The sequence below is a fragment of the Clostridium sp. genome (assembly GCF_050717635.1).
In the GTDB taxonomy this organism is placed as follows: Bacteria; Bacillota; Clostridia; order Clostridiales; family Clostridiaceae; genus Clostridium_AD.
This window is the reverse complement of record NZ_JBOITO010000003.1, coordinates 216672-237126: the sequence shown is the minus strand read 5'-3', so window position 1 is coordinate 237126 and position 20455 is coordinate 216672. Positions and strand designations below refer to the sequence as shown.

The 20455-nt window shown below is 33.4% G+C and carries 17 protein-coding genes and 2 pseudogenes; 1 reads left to right on the top strand and 18 read right to left on the bottom strand.

Features of this window, described 5'->3' with window-relative positions; genetic code table 11:
• Nucleotide 1: 1 nt before the first annotated feature.
• The 5 genes from ACREWB_RS02685 to argC all read right to left on the bottom strand — a co-directional run bounded on the left by ACREWB_RS02685 (nt 2) and on the right by argC (nt 5865).
• On the bottom strand, nt 2–1270 hold the full coding sequence (locus tag ACREWB_RS02685; RefSeq protein WP_431545937.1) for an ATP phosphoribosyltransferase regulatory subunit: 1269 nt from the start codon (nt 1268–1270) through the stop codon (nt 2–4).
• A 187-nt stretch (nt 1271–1457) separates the two neighbouring features.
• The gene (locus tag ACREWB_RS02680; RefSeq protein ID WP_431545936.1) at nt 1458–2648 is read right to left on the bottom strand and encodes an aspartate aminotransferase family protein; all 1191 of its coding nucleotides are present in this window, start codon (nt 2646–2648) and stop codon (nt 1458–1460) included.
• Between the two features lie 35 nt (nt 2649–2683).
• Nucleotides 2684–3550, bottom strand: a complete 867-nt coding sequence (gene argB / locus ACREWB_RS02675) for an acetylglutamate kinase (RefSeq protein ID WP_431545935.1) — start codon at nt 3548–3550, stop codon at nt 2684–2686.
• A gap of 22 nt (nt 3551–3572) precedes the next feature.
• Nucleotides 3573–4790, bottom strand: a complete 1218-nt coding sequence (gene argJ, locus ACREWB_RS02670) for a bifunctional ornithine acetyltransferase/N-acetylglutamate synthase (protein WP_431545934.1) — start codon at nt 4788–4790, stop codon at nt 3573–3575.
• 28 nt (nt 4791–4818) lie between these two features.
• Nucleotides 4819–5865, bottom strand: coding sequence for an N-acetyl-gamma-glutamyl-phosphate reductase (gene argC, locus ACREWB_RS02665; RefSeq protein WP_431545933.1), 1047 nt, complete (start codon nt 5863–5865; stop codon nt 4819–4821).
• 336 nt (nt 5866–6201) lie between these two features.
• Here argC and ACREWB_RS02660 point away from each other — a divergent pair.
• Nucleotides 6202–6733 (top strand): annotated as a pseudogene (locus tag ACREWB_RS02660) (carbamoyl-phosphate synthase domain-containing protein); the annotation flags it as partial.
• 117 nt (nt 6734–6850) lie between these two features.
• Here ACREWB_RS02660 and ACREWB_RS02655 read toward each other — a convergent pair.
• From ACREWB_RS02655 to ACREWB_RS02595, 13 genes and pseudogenes are all read right to left on the bottom strand, one after another.
• Nucleotides 6851–7243, bottom strand: coding sequence for a bacteriohemerythrin (locus ACREWB_RS02655; protein WP_431545932.1), 393 nt, complete (start codon nt 7241–7243; stop codon nt 6851–6853).
• 117 nt (nt 7244–7360) lie between these two features.
• Nucleotides 7361–8476: a 4-hydroxybutyrate dehydrogenase gene (locus ACREWB_RS02650; protein WP_431545931.1), complete on the bottom strand. Its 1116-nt coding sequence runs from the start codon at nt 8474–8476 to the stop codon at nt 7361–7363.
• Nucleotides 8477–8582: 106 nt separating this feature from the next.
• A complete protein-coding gene (locus tag ACREWB_RS02645) occupies nt 8583–9947 on the bottom strand; it encodes an aldehyde dehydrogenase family protein (RefSeq protein ID WP_431545930.1) in 1365 nt (454 codons plus the stop codon).
• Between the two features lie 28 nt (nt 9948–9975).
• Nucleotides 9976–11496 (bottom strand): annotated as a pseudogene (gene scpC / locus ACREWB_RS02640) (succinyl-CoA:acetate CoA-transferase ScpC); the annotation flags it as partial.
• Between the two features lie 9 nt (nt 11497–11505).
• A complete protein-coding gene (locus ACREWB_RS02635) occupies nt 11506–12807 on the bottom strand; it encodes an acetyl-CoA hydrolase/transferase family protein (RefSeq protein WP_431545966.1) in 1302 nt (433 codons plus the stop codon).
• A gap of 18 nt (nt 12808–12825) precedes the next feature.
• On the bottom strand, nt 12826–13098 hold the full coding sequence (locus ACREWB_RS02630) for a hypothetical protein (RefSeq protein WP_431545928.1): 273 nt from the start codon (nt 13096–13098) through the stop codon (nt 12826–12828).
• Entirely contained in the window at nt 13098–13400 is a 303-nt protein-coding gene (locus ACREWB_RS02625) for a NifU family protein (protein ID WP_431545927.1), read from the bottom strand. The genes ACREWB_RS02630 and ACREWB_RS02625 overlap by 1 nt, the downstream gene beginning before the upstream one ends.
• A gap of 91 nt (nt 13401–13491) precedes the next feature.
• Nucleotides 13492–14946 (bottom strand): 4-hydroxyphenylacetate 3-hydroxylase family protein, encoded by a 1455-nt coding sequence (locus ACREWB_RS02620; protein WP_431545926.1) that lies wholly within the window; start codon nt 14944–14946, stop codon nt 13492–13494.
• Between the two features lie 330 nt (nt 14947–15276).
• The gene (locus tag ACREWB_RS02615; protein ID WP_431545925.1) at nt 15277–15828 is read right to left on the bottom strand and encodes a Fe-S-containing hydro-lyase; all 552 of its coding nucleotides are present in this window, start codon (nt 15826–15828) and stop codon (nt 15277–15279) included.
• Between the two features lie 12 nt (nt 15829–15840).
• Nucleotides 15841–16683, bottom strand: coding sequence for a fumarate hydratase (locus ACREWB_RS02610; protein WP_431545924.1), 843 nt, complete (start codon nt 16681–16683; stop codon nt 15841–15843).
• A 50-nt stretch (nt 16684–16733) separates the two neighbouring features.
• The gene (locus tag ACREWB_RS02605; protein ID WP_431545923.1) at nt 16734–17906 is read right to left on the bottom strand and encodes an NAD(P)-dependent malic enzyme; all 1173 of its coding nucleotides are present in this window, start codon (nt 17904–17906) and stop codon (nt 16734–16736) included.
• A gap of 186 nt (nt 17907–18092) precedes the next feature.
• Nucleotides 18093–19703, bottom strand: a complete 1611-nt coding sequence (locus ACREWB_RS02600; protein ID WP_431545922.1) for an FAD-dependent oxidoreductase — start codon at nt 19701–19703, stop codon at nt 18093–18095.
• Between the two features lie 51 nt (nt 19704–19754).
• Nucleotides 19755–20435 (bottom strand): 4Fe-4S dicluster domain-containing protein, encoded by a 681-nt coding sequence (locus ACREWB_RS02595; protein ID WP_431545921.1) that lies wholly within the window; start codon nt 20433–20435, stop codon nt 19755–19757.
• Nucleotides 20436–20455: the final 20 nt, after the last annotated feature.

The window sequence follows — 20455 nt, the reverse complement described above, 5'->3', positions numbered from 1 at the left end:
ATTATTCCCCCAAACTCACAATAAATTTCTCTAAATCCTCGCTCCAGCATTTCTTGCTTTTAATATCTATTATTTGGACATTTTCATTTTCATACATACATATCATTTTATCTATATTCTTTTGCTGTCCATAATTCAAAGCCTTTTCTTTATCTTCAAATAGGCCAAGCTCTGCAATAAATCCTTTTGCTCTAATCAGTGATGCAAGCGTGCAAGCACTTCCTACTTGCGAATTTTCATAATGAATAAGAAAAATCTGTTTTAATATTTCATTATTATTCCCTTGTTTTTCAAGAACGGATAGGATGTTGTCCACATCTATAGCAAAACCAACTGCTGGCATAGACGCACCAAACTTTGCAATTAAATTATCATATCTTCCTCCACTAATAATTGTAGTTCCAACCTTACTACTATATCCTCTAAAAATAATGCCCGTATAATAATCAATCTGCTGAACCATTCCTAAATCAATTGAAATATATTCACCAAGTCCTACGCTTTCTATTCTTTCATAAATTTTTTCTATAGTATCTATTGCTGCCACTGCTCTTTTATTTTTTGTTAAACTTCTAGCCTTCGCAAGAATTTCAATACCTCCGAATAGTTCCGGTAATTTTTTTAAAGCTTCTAAATTATCCATGCCAACTCGTGATTCACTCTTTTCTAAAAACTCTCGTAGCGCTCCAAAATTCTTACTTTCAACTAGTCCCCTTAACTTTTCCATTTCATCACTACCTAGTTCTATATCCTCGATTAAGCCTTTAAAAAATTCAGCTTGGCCAATTTCAAGTTCAAATTTTTTCACCCCTATTGCAAGAAGAGCCTGAATGGCTGTTATAATTACCTCTGAATCTGACTTTTGACTTTCACTTCCTAATATTTCTATTCCAGATTGAGTGACTTCACTTATCTTCCCATCCCAATTTTCATTCACCCTAAATATGTTTCCACTGTAGCATATTCTCAGTGGATATAATGAATCTTTAAGCTTCGTTGCCGCAATCCTTGCTATTGGTGTTGTCATATCTGGTCTTAACACCAATATTCTTCCTACATTATCAAAAAGTTTATACATTTTTTCCTGTTCAATAGATGTAGTTTCTCCTTGAAAAACATCATAAAATTCTAATGTAGGGGATAGTACTTCTAAATAGCCACTAGTTATATATAATTTCCTAAGTTTATTTACAATCTCAATTTTATTACTGCAATCCTCGAAAAGGATATCTCTTGATCCTTCTGGTATATGGGTTTTCCAATTATTCATAATTTCACTCCTCAGATGCTCTTTTACTTTACTACGTTAATACTTTACCACTGTGACTTTATAAGATAATACCATTTTTTTTTATTGAAGTCAACTACTAATTTACTTAATAATTTTCCTTATTAAAACAACCACTTTTTCTATTAAAAAGGTAGTGGGAGTATTTTTTTACTCCCACTACCTTTTGTTAAGGTTGTATACTATTAATTGCTTCTTCTAATGTTTGCAAAGCTATATCTATTTCCTCATAGGTTATTATAAGAGGAGGTAGCATTCTTACCACATAGTCCCCCGCGCTTAGAAAAAGAACTCCCTTTTGTATACATGAATTGAGTATTTCTTTTACCTTGCAGTTTAATTCTACGCCTATCATAAGTCCTGAACCTCTAACTTCTTTAATCTTATCTATGTTCATATTTTTGAGTTTTTCAGTTATATACACCCCTTTTTTCTCAACTTCTTTTAAAAAACCATCTTCTGAAATCACTCTTAATACTTCAATTGCCACCGCTGCGGCTATTGGACTACCACCAAAAGTACTTCCGTGATCGCCTTTAGCAAGCACATTTCCGGTTTTAGAATTACAAAGAACAGCGCCTATGGGAACTCCGCCACCTAAACCTTTTGCTATAGTTACAATATCAGGTTTTACATCCAAGGCTTCATAAGCAAAGAATTTACCAGTTCTACCAATACCAGATTGAATCTCATCAAAAATAAGTAGGGTATCTGTTTGCATACATAGTTTTTCCACTTGTTTTGCAAAATCAACGCTCATAGGGTGAATCCCTCCTTCACCCTGAATAGCTTCCAACATTACAGCACACACGGTATCATCAAGTGCGTCCTTCATTTCCTCCATATTGTTCATTTCTACATATTTAAACCCTTTAGTAAAAGGATGAAAGTATTTATGATATTTATCTTGTCCAGTAGCTGTAAGTGTAGTGATTGTTCTTCCGTGAAAAGACTTCTTTAATGTGATAATTTTATTTTTCTTACCATTATAGTTATCAAACCCATACTTTCTAGCTATTTTAATTGCACATTCATTTGCTTCTGCACCAGAATTCCCAAAAAAAACTTTAGACATCTCCGTAAGTTGTGTTAGCTGTTTTGCAAGTTCTATAGTAGTTGGATTATAAAAAATATTTGATGTGTGAAGAATCTTATCTATTTGTTCATGAAGTGCATTTTTTATTCCTTCATTGTTATATCCAAGACAGCTAACCCCTATACCTCCAGTCATATCTATATATTCTTTACCATCTACATCATATAATTTACAGCCATTACCACTCTCAATTACAACTGGAAATCTACCATAATTCTGCATTATATATTTTTGTTCTTTTTCCATTTCTAAAGAAGTATTCATTTTAATCACCCTTTTCTATATATTTTTTAGAGTATTTAATTTATCATTGTTCCAATGCCTTCGTCTAAAAACATTTCAAGTAGAATAGAATGAGGAACTCTTCCATCAATAATATGTGTTCTTTTTACACCCTCTTCTATCGCTTGCTTGCAACATTGGATTTTCGGAATCATTCCGCCTTTTATAATTCCTTCTTTTTTTAGTACATGGATATCCTTAATATCTATTTCAGATATAAGACTTGTTTCATCTTCAAAATCTCTTAAAACTCCAGGTACATCTGTAAGAAGTATAAGCTTATCAGCCTTTAACTTTCCGGCTATTTTAGAAGCAGCATAATCTGCATTTATATTATATGGTTTATAATCATCCTCCCCAAGAGCCACTGTAGATACCACCGGTATATAGCCCTCTTTCAAACAATTAATAAGTACCATTTCATCTACAGATGTTACATCTCCTACAAAACCTAAGTCTACATCAGCTCTGTACACTTTCTTTTTTGCTTTTAAAAGTCCAGCATCAATTCCACTTATTCCAATAGCTTTTCCACCATTTTTATCAATTAGAGCAACAATTTCTTTATTTACTTTACCATCAAGTACCATCTGAACAACCTCCATAGTCTCATCATCCGTTACTCTAAGTCCATTAATAAACTCACATTTCTTACCGAACTTACCTAAATATTTGTTTATCTGTGGTCCCCCGCCATGAACTACTACTACTTTTATGCCTATACAACTCAAAAGAATTAGATCATTTATTACCATTTCCTTTAAGCTTTCATTTATCATTGCATTCCCACCATATTTAACTACAATAGTTTTCCCAAAGTGTGTCTGAATATAGGGAAGAGCTTGAATTAATATATCTGCCTTAACTTTATCTCTAATAGCCATTTTAAATATTCTCCTCTACTACTTAGCTTCGATAATCTCCATTAATTCTTACGTATTCATAACTCAAATCGCAGCCCCATGCAACTGCTTCAAAATTGCCCTTATTAAGTTCTACAATAATTTGTATTTCATTTTCTAAAAGTATTTCCTTGGCTTTTTCTTCTGAAAAGTCTAATGGTTGACTATTTTCATATACCTTAATATAGCCTTTACCACTTTCAAAGCTTATTGAAACACTGTCTGGATTTATATCTTCTCCACAATAACCTATGGCACATAAAATTCTACCCCAGTTTGCATCTGCACCAAACATAGCAGTTTTAACAAGACTTGAAGCAATTATAGCCTTTGCTATCTTTGCGCCTTGTTCGTAAGTTACTGCTCCCTTAACAATAGTTTCTATGAGTTTTGTAGCTCCTTCACCATCTTTAGCAATTTTTTTTGCAAGCTCTGTGTTTAAAAACTGTAACGCATCCAAAAATATTTTATAATTAATATCTTTTTGGGTTATCTTTGGATTCTCTGCCATTCCATTTGCAAGGATCACCGTCATGTCATTTGTACTTGTATCCCCATCAACACTTATCATATTGTAAGTTTTACTTACACTTTCCTTTAGTGCCTCTACTAGCAGGATTTCATCAATGTCTAAATCCGTAGTTATGAATGCTAACATGGTAGCCATATTAGGGTGAATCATGCCAGATCCTTTTGCCATTGCGCCAATAGTTACTTTTTTACCAGCTATATCAATCTCAATACCTATATCCTTTTTAACAGTATCTGTTGTCTTAATTGCTTCTCTTGCATCAATATACCCTTGCTTACTAATGCTCATGCAAACTTCAGGTATGCCTTTTTTTAAGAGTCCCATATTAAGATGAGCACCTATAACTCCTGTGGATGCAACAATTACGTCCTCTGCTTTAATATTTAAATTGTCAGCAGTAAGTCGAGCCATTTTTCTTGCGTTTTCATATCCTACTAAACCAGTACAAGTATTTGCATTTCCGCTATTAACAATTACTGCTTGAGCCTTTAAATTTTCTAAATGCTCCATTGTTACTATTAATGGGGCTCCCTTAACTTTATTTGTAGTATAGACCCCAGCGGCAGTACATATTTTTTTTGAATATATAACCGCTAAGTCTTTCTTTTTTATATTCTTTTTTAATCCACAATGTATACCAGCTGCAACAAATCCAATTGGTGCAGTTATTCCACCATTAATAATTTTCATTTAACCCATCTCCATTCTAAATTTTTCGCTAAAATACCATAGGGATATAACATAATCCTAAATTTTCTGCGAGTCCAAAAATCAAGTTCATATTTTGAATTGCTTGCCCTGCTGCACCTTTAATCATATTATCAATTGTAGAATTAATAATAAGTCTATTAGTTCTAATATCTATATTAAGACTTATGTCGCAATAATTTGATCCTCTAACATTTTTTATTTCTACACTCTTACCTATATCCAGGACCCTTACAAATTTCTCATCAGCGTAAAAATTTCTATAAAGCTCTATTAATTCTTCTAAAGTAATTGGTACCTCTAAATCGCAATATATAGTGGACAATATCCCCCTATTTATAGGAAGTAAATGAGGCGTAAAATTTACTAATATTTCAGTGTTTGCAGCCTTTGAAAGTTCCTGTTCTATTTCAGGTGTATGTCTATGGCAACCAATTTTGTAAGCTTTCATACTCTCATTACATTCTATATAATGACTAGCGGAGGACAGTTCTCTTCCCGCTCCAGTAAGACCCGACTTTGCATCAATAATTATTGAACTTAAACTAATTAGGGTTTTTCTTAAAGCAGGAACCAGCGCTAAGATAATACTGGTTGGATAACAGCCAGGATTCGCAATAATTCTCGACTGTTTTATTTGCTTTCTATAGAGTTCTGGTAATCCATATTGAGCTTTGCTATGTAATGCCTTGTGTTTATAGCTTAGCCCATACCATTTTTTGTAGGATTCTTCGTCTTCCAGCCTAAAATCTGCTCCTATATCTATAAAAACGATTCCCTGTCTATCGCATTTAAAAGCTATGTCTTCACTTAATCCATGTGGCAATGCAGCAAAAACCAAATCACATTTTGTAATACCAGTTTTCATAAAATCTGTATAGCTACTACATATTAATTTACAATTTTCATTGAAACTCTCATATATATCGCTGATATTTTTATCTTCAAATGAGTGTGATACAATTTCTGTTACTTTAACTTCAGGATGCTGGAGTAGTAATCGCAAAAGTTCTACTCCTGCATATCCAGTCGCTCCCACAATTCCAACTTTTATCATATATTCATCCCCTTTGCTTCATTTTTATTAACTATACATTACATCGAATAAATATGCAAGGTATAATTCTTAAAATATATTTGTATTAGTTACTATTTTTGCATTTACACTGTACCCGTCTACAATATAAACCGTTGAAAGTCATTAAAAATCAGAATAAGCCTAACCTTAATTATAGACTAGGTTTTATATTGACAAATCTTTGTTTGTGAAGTATTGTGTATAAATATACATAATACTTGTATAAATACAAGATTATAATCTTGTTGTTTAATAAATTTAAATTATTTACCAAGTTAAACTCTATCATTTTATTTTTACTAAGGAGGCAGCAAGATGCAAGCAAAATTAATATTAGAAAACGGGATTGTTTTTGAAGGAAAATCTTTCGGGTATTTAGAAGAAAGCGTGGGAGAAGTATTATTTAATACCGGAATGATAGGATATGAAGAAGTATTAACTGATCCATCTTATTACGGTCAAATTGTAACTATGACTTACCCTCTTATAGGAAATTACGGAATAAATTTAGAAGATATAGAATCAGAAGGACCAAAAGTAAGCGGATTCATAGTTAGAGAGAAATGTGATAGCCCTAGCAACTTCCGATGCGAGATGGATTTACAAAGTTACTTAAAGCAAAATCATATTATAGGCCTTGAAGGAATTGATACTAGTGCTTTAACTAAAACACTTAGCATTAAGTCTTGGCGGAACCACCGAAAAATTGAAGTTTGGTCACAGAGGCTCAAATCACCCCGTAAAAGATATAGAAGAAAACAAAATATACATAACTCTACAAAATCACGGTTATGTAGTAAAAGATTTACCAATAAATACGATTAAAACTCATATTAGTGTGAATGAGTAAGTAAATAGTTAAGATAAAAAGTCTACTTTCCTTAAATATTTTTTAAGAAAGGTAGACTTTTTAATGTGTTATATTTAAATTTATTCTATTTCTAAAATAGTGTTTAAGGTAATATTATTCTGCTGATATAAGTAGGTCTTTCTTTAATATATGGTTAATCAACCAATCATTTAAAAAAGATAATATTCCCATTATAGCCTCATCTTGATTTTCATCCACTTTATTCAAATCAACTTCATCTAGTTTTTTAATAAAATATATATGGTCCATTTTTTGAGTAAATAATCTTTTGTAATTTATACTTTCCATATAGTCTTCTTCATCTTTAAAATGATAACTTGTATACTCTTTTAATTCCTCAATTACATCTACTATTTTATCATATTTATCAATTTCATATGAATTTTTAAGTAATTGATATGCTCTTTCACCTATTTCAAAAAGTTTTTCATGCTCTGCATCAATATGTTTAATTCCTGTTCTATATTTATCTATCATCTCAAACATTTATTAGTCTCCCCCTCGTTAAATCATACCATTTTATAATAACACTAAATTACAAAAACAAAAAGCCTGGAGATTTACATCTTTAGGCTTTTCGTTTTCTATTTAACTCAGTAAATTCTAATATAAGTTGCTATAAATAGCTATCATTTCATCTCTTGAAAGTGGAACGTAATTATTTGCAAGCAATCTTTGTTGTCCTACTATTACATTGTCTGTAAATGTCTCTTTTTCTTCTGATTTCATTCCATACTCTCTAAGTGGCTTTCTAGATAATAATTTGTCTAGAACAGTTGATAATGATTCATATACATTAGCAGTATCACAGCCTAATATATCTGATAATACTTTATTAATGTCTTTAATTTTACCATTTGGATTTTTCTTATAATACATTTTAAATACCTCAATAAACATTTGATAATTTGCTTCGCCATGAGGCACATGATATTTTCCTCCTAGAGGATAAGAAAGTGCATGTACAGCTCCTACTCCTGTATTTGCAAATGCAATGCCTGTGTAGTTACTTCCGACTACGAAATTTTCAATAATTTCTTTTCTATAGTCTTCACCTTTTTTAACTATTTCCATATATCCTTTTAGTATTAGTTCTATTCCTTTAACACTGAATAGTTCAGTATATATGTTAGATTTTGGCGATACATAAGATTCAATTCCATGAATTAATGCATCTATAGAACTTGTTACGAAGAATTTATAAGGTAGTCCTTTTACAAGTTCAGGGATAAGAACTGCATAGTCTGCATATAACTCATCCACAGCTAGACCCATCTTAGTTTGTTTTTCTTTTATTTCAGCTATAGATATATTTGTAACTTCAGAACCAGTTCCACAAGTTGTAGGAACTATAATAAGTTCTCTACCTTTCACAATAGGAATCCTCTTTTCAAATAAATCAAGAGCATTTTTTGCATCTTTTATAGAAAGTAATTTAGCTATATCAATAACAGTTCCGCCACCGATAGCAATTATTCTCTTATAGTTTTTGCCTTCCATATCTTTCATAATGGCATTTATCATTTCATCAGATGGTTCACCCGTTCCATATTTCTCTTGGAACAACACGTCTGCTTTTAAGTTAAGTTCTCCCATAGCTGGTGTGTATATAAAATCATTTGTTAAAACAAAATCGCCTTCTCCTATATTGAAGAACTCTGCAAACTCTTTGCAAGTTTCAAATTTATGAACCTGTGGCTTTACTTGAAGTAATTTCATAATTTACACTCTCCTATTTATTAGAATTATATTGCTTTAATAAATTCCATAGAGATTAATACCTCTATGGAATTTGTTATATATATATCTAAATTACAAACTTGTTTTATCCCCAGATTTCCGCATCTGTTGGAACTTTGGCATCTTTATTAAATAATCCAATTCTTGATACATTAATTAAATGTTCATAGTTCAAGTTTTCAGATATACTATTGTTTCCCCATGAACCGCATCCAAGTGTTGTAGATGGTGAGAATCCGTTAAAGAAACTTCCGCCTGCTCCTGTAGAACATGCTTGGTTTACTACTAGTCTGCTTATTGGTAGTATTTCTCCTGCATATTCAATGTGTTTTCTGTCGTTAGAATGAATAGCAACTGTATGTCCTGCACCTTCAAATAAAAGATTTGTCTTTGCAATATTCACAGCCTCTTCAAAAGTTTCATATTTAAGTGCAATCATACAAGGACACATTTTTTCTTTACAAAGAACATCTTCTGCACCCAGGCCTTTTGCCTTGAAAAGTATAACTTTTGTTTCCTTTGGAACAGCAACACCTGCAAGATCTGCTATAAATTGAACAGATTGACCTACAACTTTACCGTTAGTTACTCCATTTATAAATAATACGTTTCTGAATTTATCTAGTGTAGCTTCATCTTCAATATAGAATGCTCCATTAGTAACCATTGCTTTTATAACTTCATCATATTTTTCTGATGGTGCAATTACTGATTGTTCTCCAGAACAAATAATTCCATTGTCAAACTTTCTTCCTGCAATGATTTTTTTCGTTGCTTCAACATAATCAACGTCTCTATCAAGTATAACTTGAACGTTTCCTGGTCCAACACCATAAGCTGGTTTTCCACTTGCATAAGCAGCTTTAACCATACCCATACCGCCAGTAGCAAGAACAACATCTACTGCTCCCATAAGTAATTGGGTTAATTCAACAGATGGTTCTGCAATTATTTGAATTAAATTGTCTGGTCCACCTAATTTTTTTATTTCTGCATTCATTAAAGATACTGCATGTGCAGAACATTTTTTTGATCTTGGATGTGGTGCAACGATAACTGAATTTCTTCCTTTTATAGCAAACATTGAGTTACACATAGGTGTAACAATAGGATTTGTAGTTGGAGTAATTGTTGCAATAACACCCTTTGGTTTTGCAACAAAAATCAATCCTTTTTCTTTATCTTCGCCAATTATATCTACTGATTTTTTTCCTTTAAGGCTATTCCATATTGTTTTTGCTTTTCCCATGTTTTTTGCTACCTTATCTTCATAAACGCCCATTCTTGTTTCATCTACAGCTTCTCTAGCAAGTATTTCAGCATTGTCATGAATAACTTTTCCTATAGCCCTTACGAGTGCATCTACCTGTTCTTGTGAATACTCTGCTACCACTTGTTGTGCAGCTTTTGCTTTTGCCATTAAATCTTCTATAATTTGTTTGTTTTCCATTTGTAAATTCCTCCTAAAATATGTTGCTTTATTTGTTTGCTATTTTTTCTTTCATAGAGCCAGTAGCTAAAAATCTACTATGCCATCCCAAAGATTTCTCAAGGTTATGTGGTGTATGTTTTGCTCCAGTAAGCTGCGCATCTTCAAAATATTTCATAAGTTCTTCTTTATAATCTGGATGTGCACAATTATTAATAATTGCCACTGCTCTTTTTCTAGGGCATAATCCTCTTAAATCTGCTACACCTTGCTCTGTTACAATAACCATAACATCATGCTCTGTGTGATCTACATGAGATACCATTGGTACAATCGAAGATATATCTCCATTTTTAGCAATAGACTCTGTTGTGAATATTGTTAAATATGCATTTCTTGCAAAATCTCCAGATCCACCAATACCATTCATCATTTTACTACCCATTATGTGTGTTGAGTTTACATTACCATAAATATCTGCTTCTATAGCGGTATTCATAGCAATAACACCTATTCTTCTTGCAATCTCAGGATTATTACTTATATCCTGAGGTCTTAGAACAATTTTTTCTTTGTATAAATCTATTTCTTCTTTAAATTTAACCATTCTTTCTGGAGAAAGACTTATAGCCGTGGAAGATAACATTTCTGCCTTCCCACATTTTAATAAATCTAACATAGAATCTTGAATTACCTCTGTATAACAAGTTAAATTCTTAAAACTCGACTCACAAAGCCCTCCAAGTACAGCATTGGCAACACTACCTACACCAGATTGCAGTGGTAATAAATTCTCTGGAAGTCTACCTTTTTCTACTTCATTCTCTAAAAAGCTAATTAAATTTTTAGAAATTTTCTTTGAGGCTTCGTTAATTGCTGCAAATGGCCTTGTCTTATCCACTAAGTCTGTCATAACAATTGCTGCTATTTTTTCAATTCCACAGGGTATGCAGGTTGTTCCAATTCTATCTCTTGGATGCATTAGTGGAATTGGTTTTCTATTAGGTGGTTTTTCTAGCATATATATATCTGCCATTCCCTCTAATTGAATAGGTTGATTTTCATTAACTTCTACAATTACAAAATCTGCATTTTTTATATAAGATGCTGCATTTCCAATAGCGGTAGAAGGTACAATGCATCCATCTTCTGTAATTGCAACAGCTTCAATAATTGCTACATTTACTTTTGGAATCATTCCAAAGTCTACGTATTGACTACTATGACTTAAATGCATGTCTATATAATCAATATCACCTTTATTGATGCTATTCCTTAGTTCAGTGTTAGTTTGGTATGGCAGTCTTTTAGATATAATTCCTGCCTCAACCCATGCACCATCAATTTCAGGTCCAACGGAAGCACCGGAATATAAAGTTAATTTCATTTTCTCACCAGTAGCTTTTACTCTAGCGGCTAGTGCGAGTGGAACTGCCTTTGGATAACCAGATGGCGTAAAACCACTTACGCCAACAACCATTTTATCTTTTATAAGTTTTGCAGCTTCTTTCGCGCTCATTATTTTATTTTCTAAACAGGCATTTCTTATTCTCTCAGTATTCATTCTAGCACCTCCTATTTAAAATTGTTTTTTGAACCTAAATTCCCACTGTTTTATAAGTTCAGGTCTAAAATCCGGATGAGCAATCCCAATTAAGGCTCTGCCTCTATCACTTAGAGTTTTACCTTTAAGTTCTGCAATTCCATATTCTGTAACTACATAGTGTACATCATTTCTAAGTGTTGTAACGGCGGCTCCTTCATCAAGCATTGATGCTATTCTAGAAATCTTTCCTCTGCCTGCTGTAGAAGGCATAGCAATGATAGACTTACCATCCTTTGCCATTGATGCACCTCTAATAAAGTCAACTTGTCCACCAGTTCCACTAAACTGCGTTAATCCTATAGTTTCTGCGTTGACCTGGCCCATTAAATCTACTTGAATTGCTGAATTTATACAAACCATTTTATGATTTTTAGCAATTGTAATAGGATTATTTACATAATCTACAGAATACATTTCAACCATTGGATTATTATCAACAAAATCATAAAGTCTTTTAGTTCCCATAAGGAAAGTTACAACTATTTTTCCTGGATGAATTGTTTTTTCCTTATTTGTTATAACTCCTGATTCAACTAGGTCTATTACACCATCTGAAATCATTTCTGAATGAATACCTAAGTCCACTTTATCTTTCAAAAATAAAAGCACTGCATCTGGTATAGCTCCTATTCCAAGTTGAAGTGTAGAACCATTTTCAACTAAAGAGGCACAATGCTCTCCAATAGCTTTCTCAATATTTCCAATTTTAGGAGGTTGAAGCTCTATTATTTCATGATTTGCCTCTACAATATAATCTATATCAGAAATATGTATAAAGGCGTCTCCCATAGTTCTTGGCATTTTAGCATTTACTTCCGCAATTACAAGTTTTGCAGATTTTGCTGCTGGCTTTGTATAATCAACAGATACACCTAAACTACAATATCCATATTTATCAGGTGTGGAAACTTGAATAAGTGCTACATCTACTGGTAAACTTCCATTTTTAAATAGCTCTGGAACACCAGAAAAAAAACAAGGCGTAAAATCTGCTCTTCCTGAACTTATTGCTTCTCTTACACTTCCGCCTACAAATAATGAGTTGTGTCTAAAATGCTTTTCCATGCCGACCTTCGCATACTCACTACCACTCATTGCCACCATATGCACTATTTCAACATTTTCATAAGCTTCACTATTAGCTACCATTGCAGCTATAAGTTCTGATGGTTCTGCACAAGCATGTCCAGTAACTACTCTGTTTCCAGACTTTATTTTCGAAACAGCTTGCTTAGCTGTAATAACCTTTGATTTATAAATTTTATCTATATTAATGATTATCACTCCCCTAAGTTACAAATCTTTTATTTTGTCTATAATATTGAGCAATTTAATATAATCACTTTCACTACTTACAAATATCTTTTCATATTTGGCTTCAAGGTTATGGTGATTTGCACAAGCACTTGTACATCCGCTTAAAACAACAACTACATCGTAAATAATTTCTTGTTTTGCGGTTTCAATAGTGTGTCCATCACCAATATATTCTTTTAACTTTGAAACTAAATCAGCTCTATCATACCTTGGATTACATCCTCCACAATATTTAATACCGATTCTCACTATCTTTTACTTTTACTTAAAATTTTTCTTGCTTGATCTAATAGATCTTCACTTACTTCATTTTTAAGTATCACCTTTTTAATACCAGGTATTGCTTCTTTAAGTGGAGTTTCAACTAAATCTTCAACGGTATATTTTGCGGATATACATCCACTACATTCACCTAAAAGCTTAACTTGAACTATTCCATCATTATCAACGCTAACAAGTTCAATATTCCCATTGTGCTCTGCTAATTTTGGCCTAACAATCAATTCAAGGATTTTTTCAATCTCAGCAAATATAACGTTTTTAGCAATCATTTCACCACTCCATTCTTTTAAACATATGTGGGTTTCTATGCCCACATATGTTCTGGTATTTTTATATTGTGAAAAATATTAATTTGATAAACTATTCTTTTATTCTTGCAATAACTTTTGCTAAAGCTTTTTTATGACCTAAATTACTTTGTCTTGCTATCATTATTCTTTGAGCTTGTGGTGAACCTGCACCATGCATTGATTCTGTTCTATAACCAACTGCAGCTGTTCCAAGAGACATATTTTCTATTAATCTTAATACTCTCATTCTATTTTCAGTAGAAACAGATGCAACACCTTTTAAGTACTTTTCACAGTAAGGTCCAGTAAATTCTCCTGTAAAGTCTTTACCTGAAGGCATAGTTACCATAAGTCCTCCAGCAATATCTTCAGCAAGTCTTACAATTTCATATGGGAATCTTGTAACATTTTGCTTACATACATTAGCAAGTAACAAATCTATTATGAAGTTGCCGGCCTCTGTTTTATGACCTTCTGCAGAACATGCAATTCCACAAGCATATAGTGTTTCATTTAAATGTGTCATTTCTATTATCTTGTCTTTAATGTGTGATACTTTTGCAGTTCCATTATATTCTGCAGCAAGTGCTGTAGCTCCAATAAGCACATCACCTACACCAGTTTTACATCCACCATAACTTTGTCTATGATATCCAGCAAATCTCTCAACAAGCATTCCTGCAAATTCAGTTTCTCCGTTTAAGAATATTCTATCATTTGGTACGAATACATCATCAAATATAGTTAAGGCTTCTACTCCACCAAAATTATAATTTCCAACGTCTAGATCTGCTCCTTCTTCACTTTTTCTTGTATCGCAAGATTGACGTCCAAGAATCATAATAATACCTTTTGTATCTGTTGGTACTGAAAATGACACCGCATAGTCCTTATCTTCTGGTCTCATAGCCATAGTTGGCATAACTAATACTTCATGAGAATTACATATACCAGTTTGATGAGCCTTTGCTCCTCTAACTATAATACCATCAGCTCTTCTTTCAACTACGTGAAGAAACATATCTGGATCTTCTTGTTTTGATGGAGATAAACCTCTATCGCCTTTTGGATCTGTCATTGCTCCATCTACGATTAAATCATTATCATGAACATATGTTAAAAACTTTTTGAATCTCTCATGATAATTAGTTCCATGTTCTTTATCAGTTTCATAAGTAGTACTAAATTCAGAGTTAAACGCATCCATACCAACACATCTCTGAAAACATGAAGCAGTTTTTTGTCCACATAATCTTTGCATTTTAACTTTTTTAATTAGATCATCAGTGTTTTGGTGAAGATTACCAAATCTATTGATTTTTTTACCTGTAAGACTTGATGTAACAACCATTAAATCTTCGTATTCAGGCATTTGTGCCAAATCATAAGTCATTTTAACTGAGTTCATTGAAGGACGTATTATTGGGTTGTCCACTACGTTCTCTACCTTCTCACCAAACATATAAACATTTAATTTTAATTTTCTAAGACTTTCTTCATATTGTTCTCCAGTCATCATTCCCATTAAAAACAGCTCCTTTATATTTTAAATTTAGTTAATTTATTTTTTAGTTTCATAATTATACATAGCAATTTTCATGCCAACTTCATAAATTGCGTGTCTTCAGGTAGCGGCCGTTATGTACTGGCTAGAACATACATTAGTTAGGTGCAATTCTACACCACTATTAATGTATTTAATCAATGAAAAGCATTACTTACGCATTGATTGTAAATTGTTTAACTAGAAAACCTATACCAATAAAATTATAAATGTAATAGTGCAACGTGTTGCACTATTACAACACGTTGCGCTAATACAATTTAGTTAACAAATTATATGTTCTCTTTTACACTATTTCTGATATTTCTTTCTCTCTGTTTCATAAAGATTATTTCCTTTAGAATCTATTACAACTACAGCCGGAAAATCTTTTACTGTAAGTTTACGAACAGCTTCAGGTCCTAATTCTGTATAAGCAATAATTTCACATTCTGTTATTGAACTGGCAATGAGCGCTCCTGCGCCACCTGTTGCGGCAAAATATACAGCACCATTCTTTATCATTGAGTCTATTACTGTTTGACTTCTATATCCTTTTCCAATCATTCCAGTAAGTCCTAATTCAAGAAGTGGCACAGTCAAATCATCCATCCTGTAGCTTGTAGTAGGTCCAGCAGACCCTATGATATTCCCTGGTTTAGTTGGAGCAGGTCCTACATAGTATACAATGGAATCTTTTGGATCAAAGGGTAATGATTCGCCATTATTAATTGCATCTACTAGTTTCTGATGGGCTGCATCTCTTCCAGTGTACATGGTTCCTGATATTAAAACAGCATCTCCTGATTTTAAATCCTTAACTTTCTCCTGTGTTAAAGGAGTAGATATGTGTTTGATTTCCATCTTTTCCCCTCCTTATATTATTGTTACTGCATGTCTTGCCACATGACAGTTAATATTTACAGCTACAGGAAGTCCTGCAATATGTGTTGCAAAAGCTTCCACATTCACAGCAAGGGCTGTAGTATTTCCCCCTAGTCCTTGAGGTCCTATTCCTAGTGCATTAATTTTTTCTAGCAAAGTTAATTCAATTTCTTTTAAATGCTCTGTTTCATTATGGCTACCAATATTTCTTGTTAATGCTTTTTTCGCAAGATACATTGCTTTATCTGATGTACCGCCTATACCAACACCTACAACAATAGGTGGGCATGGATTTGGACCTGCAAGTGAAACTGCTTCTACAACAAAATCAAGTACTCCATTTAACCCATCTGATGGTTTAAGCATTTTTAATCTACTCATGTTTTCAGAACCAAAACCTTTTGGTGCTAGTGTTACTTTCACTTTATCACCTGGTACAATATCATAATAGATAACAGCAGGGGTATTATCCCCTGTATTTTTTCTAAGTAAAGGGTCTTCCACAACGGATTTTCTTAAATATCCTTCTTTATATCCACGTCGTACTCCTTCGTTAATGGCGTCTGTAATATTCCCCCCAATTAACTCAACTTCTTGACCTAGTTCTACAAATACCACCGCCATTCCTGTATCCTGACAAATTGGTACTTGGTCAGTTTTAGCAATATCCGCATTTTTAATTAAATTAGCTATAATCTCTTTTCCTACTGGTGATGTTTCTGTTTTTAGTGATTTATCAAAGGCACATAATACGTCTTCTCCCACATAAAAATTCGTCTTTATACTCATGTCACTTAAAGCATTTACTATTTCTTTTACATCTACTTTACGCATTAACCCATAACTCCTTCCATTTGTTTTCTATTTCTAACACTTCTTTATAATTATATTCTAGCTACTCCAGATTTTCTAGCAGCTTCTTTTACAGCTTCAGCCACAGTTTTCCCAACTCTTGGATCAAATGCAAATGGAATAACAAAATCTTCATTTAATTCTTCATCACTAACTAATGATGCCAAGGCTACTGCTGCAGCAATCTTCATCTCATTATTTATGTCGCTTGCTCTAACATCCAATGTTCCTCTGAATATTCCAGGGAATGCCAATACATTGTTGATTTGGTTTGGAAAATCTGATCTTCCAGTACCAACTACTCTTGCACCGGCTTCCTTAGCTAAAGACGGTAGAATTTCTGGGTTTGGATTTGCCATAGCGAATATAATAGCATCCTTTGCCATACTTCTTACCATATCTTGGCTTACTAGGTTAGCATCTGATACTCCTAAGAAAACGTCGGCTCCAACGATTACTTCCTTCAAACTCCCCTTAACCTTATCATGATTAGTATTTTTTGCCATTAAATCTTTTTCTCCACCAAGATTTTCTCTACCTTCATAGATGGCACCCTTTCTATCACACATAATGACTTCAGCTACTCCCATAGTCATTAGTAATTTTGTTACAGCAACCCCAGCAGCACCTGCACCATTTACTACTACCTTAATATCTTTAATATCTTTATTTACTATTTTGAGAGAGTTAATTATTCCCGCAAGAACTACAATAGCTGTTCCATGTTGATCATCGTGGAAAATTGGAATATCGCATACTTCTTTTAGTCTTCTTTCGATTTCAAAGCATCTAGGTCCACTTATATCCTCTAAATTAATTCCACCAAAGCTACCTTGAAGTAACTCAACTGTCCTTACAATTTCATCTACATCTTTAGAACGTATACATAGAGGGAAAGCATCAACATCACCAAAAGTTTTGAATAATACACATTTCCCTTCCATTACCGGCATCCCTGCCTCTGGTCCAATATCACCCAGGCCTAAAACAGCAGTACCATCTGTTACAACGGCTACAAGATTCCATCTTCTTGTAAGTTCATAAGATAAATTTATGTCTTTTTGAATTGCAAGACAAGGCTCTGCAACCCCCGGTGTATAAGCTATAGAAAGATCCTTACTATCTTTTACAGGTACTGTAGAAACTACTTCAATTTTACCTCTCCATTCTTTATGAGCTTGCATTGCTTGTTCTTTAATATCCATTTTTCTCATTCCCCTTTTTATTTTATTTTATTTTATTTTTATTATGTAAGTAACAAATTAATATTGTTACTTACATAATTTTGTACAATTTTATGAAGAATTATATTAATTATATACTATTATTAATAATACCATTAACTCTCAACCTATTGTGAAAGTTAATAGTATAAATATTAAAGTATAGTACTATTTATCATTTTCGCTTCCATGAGTATAATGAGGTAGTAACATAGGTGAAATTTTATCTGTAATTACATCATTTTCTTCTAGGCTCTTATGGTATGCTTTAACATGGTCTAGGCTTAGTTCTTTCACTTTAACATCTTTACAGTTTTCACCTGCATGGGATCCTGCCCTACGTCCGAAAACAATAATATCTAAAAGTGAATTACCCATGAGTCTGTTTCTACCATGAATTCCGCCTGAAGCTTCTCCTGCCACATAAAGGTTTTCTACCTTGGTTTTACCATTTTCATCTATTAGTAGTCCTCCATTTTGGTAATGAAGAGTTGGATAAACGATAATTGGGTCTATTCTCATATCAATACCAAATTTTAAATACATTCTCAGCATAGCAGGGAGTCTCTTCTCAAGAGTTCCTTCTCCATTAATAATATCAATTAAAGGAGTATCAAGCCATACACCCTTTTCACCATCAGCTGTGTCAATGCCGTTATTTCTTATATGACATTCTCTAATTAATGCAGATGTTTCTACATCTCTAGTTTCAAGATGATAAGTAAATTGCTCACCATGAATATTTAAAGGTGTTGCCCCTAAACTACGTACTTTCTCTGTAACAAGTGCTCCAAACATTTGAGGAGGAAATGCTACCCCAGTAGGGTGATACTGCACAGCATCTGCAAATGCAAGTTCTGCTCCGGCTCTGTAACCTAGTACTAGTCCATCTGCTGTAGCTCCATAATGATTAGATGTTGGAAAACCCTGATAATGAAGCCTTCCAGCACCACCTGTAGCAATTATAACAGTTTTAGCCCTTGCAATTAAATACTCCTCTGTTTCAAGATTGAATAATATCGCTCCAGCAGCTTTGCCATCCTTGTCCATGATTATTTCCACTGCAGGGGAAAATTCCACCACCTCAATTCCCTTGTTTAGTACCTCATCCCTAAGCACACGCATGATCTCAGCGCCTGAATAATCAGCTGCAGCGTGCATTCTTTTTCTTGCGGTTCCACCTCCGTGGGTAGTAACCATAGTACCATCTTCTTCTTTATCAAACATTACTCCAAGTTCATTTAGCCATTTGATTGACCCAGGAGCATCCATTACTAGAGCATTAACAAGTTCTGGTGAATTGGTGAAATGTCCACCGCCCATTACATCCAGATAATGTTTTGCGGGAGAATCATCAGGTTTATCTGCCGCCTGGATTCCTCCTTCAGCCATCATTGTATTTGCATCTCCAAAACGCAATTTAGTAGTAATCAATACGTTAGCACCTTTTTTATGAGCCTCTAGAGCTGCTGAAGCTCCAGATCCTCCTCCACCAATTATTAAAACATCAACGTCATAGTCTGGTTTAGTTAAATCCATATCCAAATTTTGAAGTCTACTTCTGCCTTCAAGAAGCTCTGCAAGTTCTAATGGAGCTTTTGATCCTTTATTGGGTCCTACTCTTAAGTTTTTAAATTGCTCCTCTTTATAATCAGGATAATTCTGTTCTAATATATCTACCTTCTCCTTGGCACTCATCCTTGGAAACTGAACTCCCAGTCTTTCGGGACGGGTAGCTTCTACTTTCTTTATTAGCTCCCTCATTTCTGCTGTATACATTTGAATACCTCCCTGATATTGCTATATTTTTATGTGATTTTGGGGTAATCCTTACTTTGTAATATCCCTTGTATTATACATTTCTTTTAATTCATCAATGCTTTTAATCATTAATTTTTTCATTGAATCGTCATACACGCCTTCCTCAATTTCTTTTACCCTTTGTGTTAAATCTAAAGTTTCATGAGCAATATATTTACCTGTAAGCCTACGTGCAAGTACACCTACTTGGTAATGAGTTATATTGGCAGGGCATCTTGAAGCACAGATTCCACACATAACACAGTCAAAGGATTCATGAGCACATTTCTCAATGTCTCCTCTTTGTGCATATGCAATATATTGCATAACATTAAGGTCTTGTGGGCACCCCTTTGTACAAGAATTACATCCAATGCAGCTATATATTTCAGGATAAAGTTTCATCATTGTATCAGCAGTTGGTTCTAATTCATTCATATCATATAATTTTTTATCACCAGGGAAGAATGGTAATTGTGTTAGATACATACCCTCTTCTACTTTGGTTTGGCATGCTAAGCATACCTTTAATTCTTTCTTACCTTTAATTCTATATATTGTAGCACAGGCACCGCAAAAACCACCCCTGCATCCACATCCTCTAACTAATTGGTACCCCGCATACTCCATGGAATCCATTATTGTAAGGCTTGAAGGTACAGTGTATTTTTTATTTAATATAAATATATCTACCATTTCTTTGCTTAACATTTTATATGCCTCCTTTATCC

Coding starts and splice junctions, on each gene's coding strand:
- ACREWB_RS02650 (WP_431545931.1), bottom strand. CDS start 8,476: ATGAAATTACTTCAAGTAAAGCCACAGGTTCATAAATTTGAAACTTGC.
- ACREWB_RS02600 (WP_431545922.1), bottom strand. CDS start 19,703: ATGTATACAGCAGAAATGAGGGAGCTAATAAAGAAAGTAGAAGCTACC.
- ACREWB_RS02680 (WP_431545936.1), bottom strand. CDS start 2,648: ATGAATACTTCTTTAGAAATGGAAAAAGAACAAAAATATATAATGCAG.
- ACREWB_RS02655 (WP_431545932.1), bottom strand. CDS start 7,243: ATGTTTGAGATGATAGATAAATATAGAACAGGAATTAAACATATTGAT.
- ACREWB_RS02685 (WP_431545937.1), bottom strand. CDS start 1,270: ATGAATAATTGGAAAACCCATATACCAGAAGGATCAAGAGATATCCTT.
- argJ (WP_431545934.1), bottom strand. CDS start 4,790: ATGAAAATTATTAATGGTGGAATAACTGCACCAATTGGATTTGTTGCA.
- ACREWB_RS02625 (WP_431545927.1), bottom strand. CDS start 13,400: ATGATTGCTAAAAACGTTATATTTGCTGAGATTGAAAAAATCCTTGAA.
- ACREWB_RS02610 (WP_431545924.1), bottom strand. CDS start 16,683: ATGCGTAAAGTAGATGTAAAAGAAATAGTAAATGCTTTAAGTGACATG.
- ACREWB_RS02595 (WP_431545921.1), bottom strand. CDS start 20,435: ATGTTAAGCAAAGAAATGGTAGATATATTTATATTAAATAAAAAATAC.
- ACREWB_RS02605 (WP_431545923.1), bottom strand. CDS start 17,906: ATGGATATTAAAGAACAAGCAATGCAAGCTCATAAAGAATGGAGAGGT.
- ACREWB_RS02615 (WP_431545925.1), bottom strand. CDS start 15,828: ATGGAAATCAAACACATATCTACTCCTTTAACACAGGAGAAAGTTAAG.
- ACREWB_RS02620 (WP_431545926.1), bottom strand. CDS start 14,946: ATGGGAATGATGACTGGAGAACAATATGAAGAAAGTCTTAGAAAATTA.
- ACREWB_RS02645 (WP_431545930.1), bottom strand. CDS start 9,947: ATGGAAAACAAACAAATTATAGAAGATTTAATGGCAAAAGCAAAAGCT.
- argB (WP_431545935.1), bottom strand. CDS start 3,550: ATGGCTATTAGAGATAAAGTTAAGGCAGATATATTAATTCAAGCTCTT.
- argC (WP_431545933.1), bottom strand. CDS start 5,865: ATGATAAAAGTTGGAATTGTGGGAGCGACTGGATATGCAGGAGTAGAA.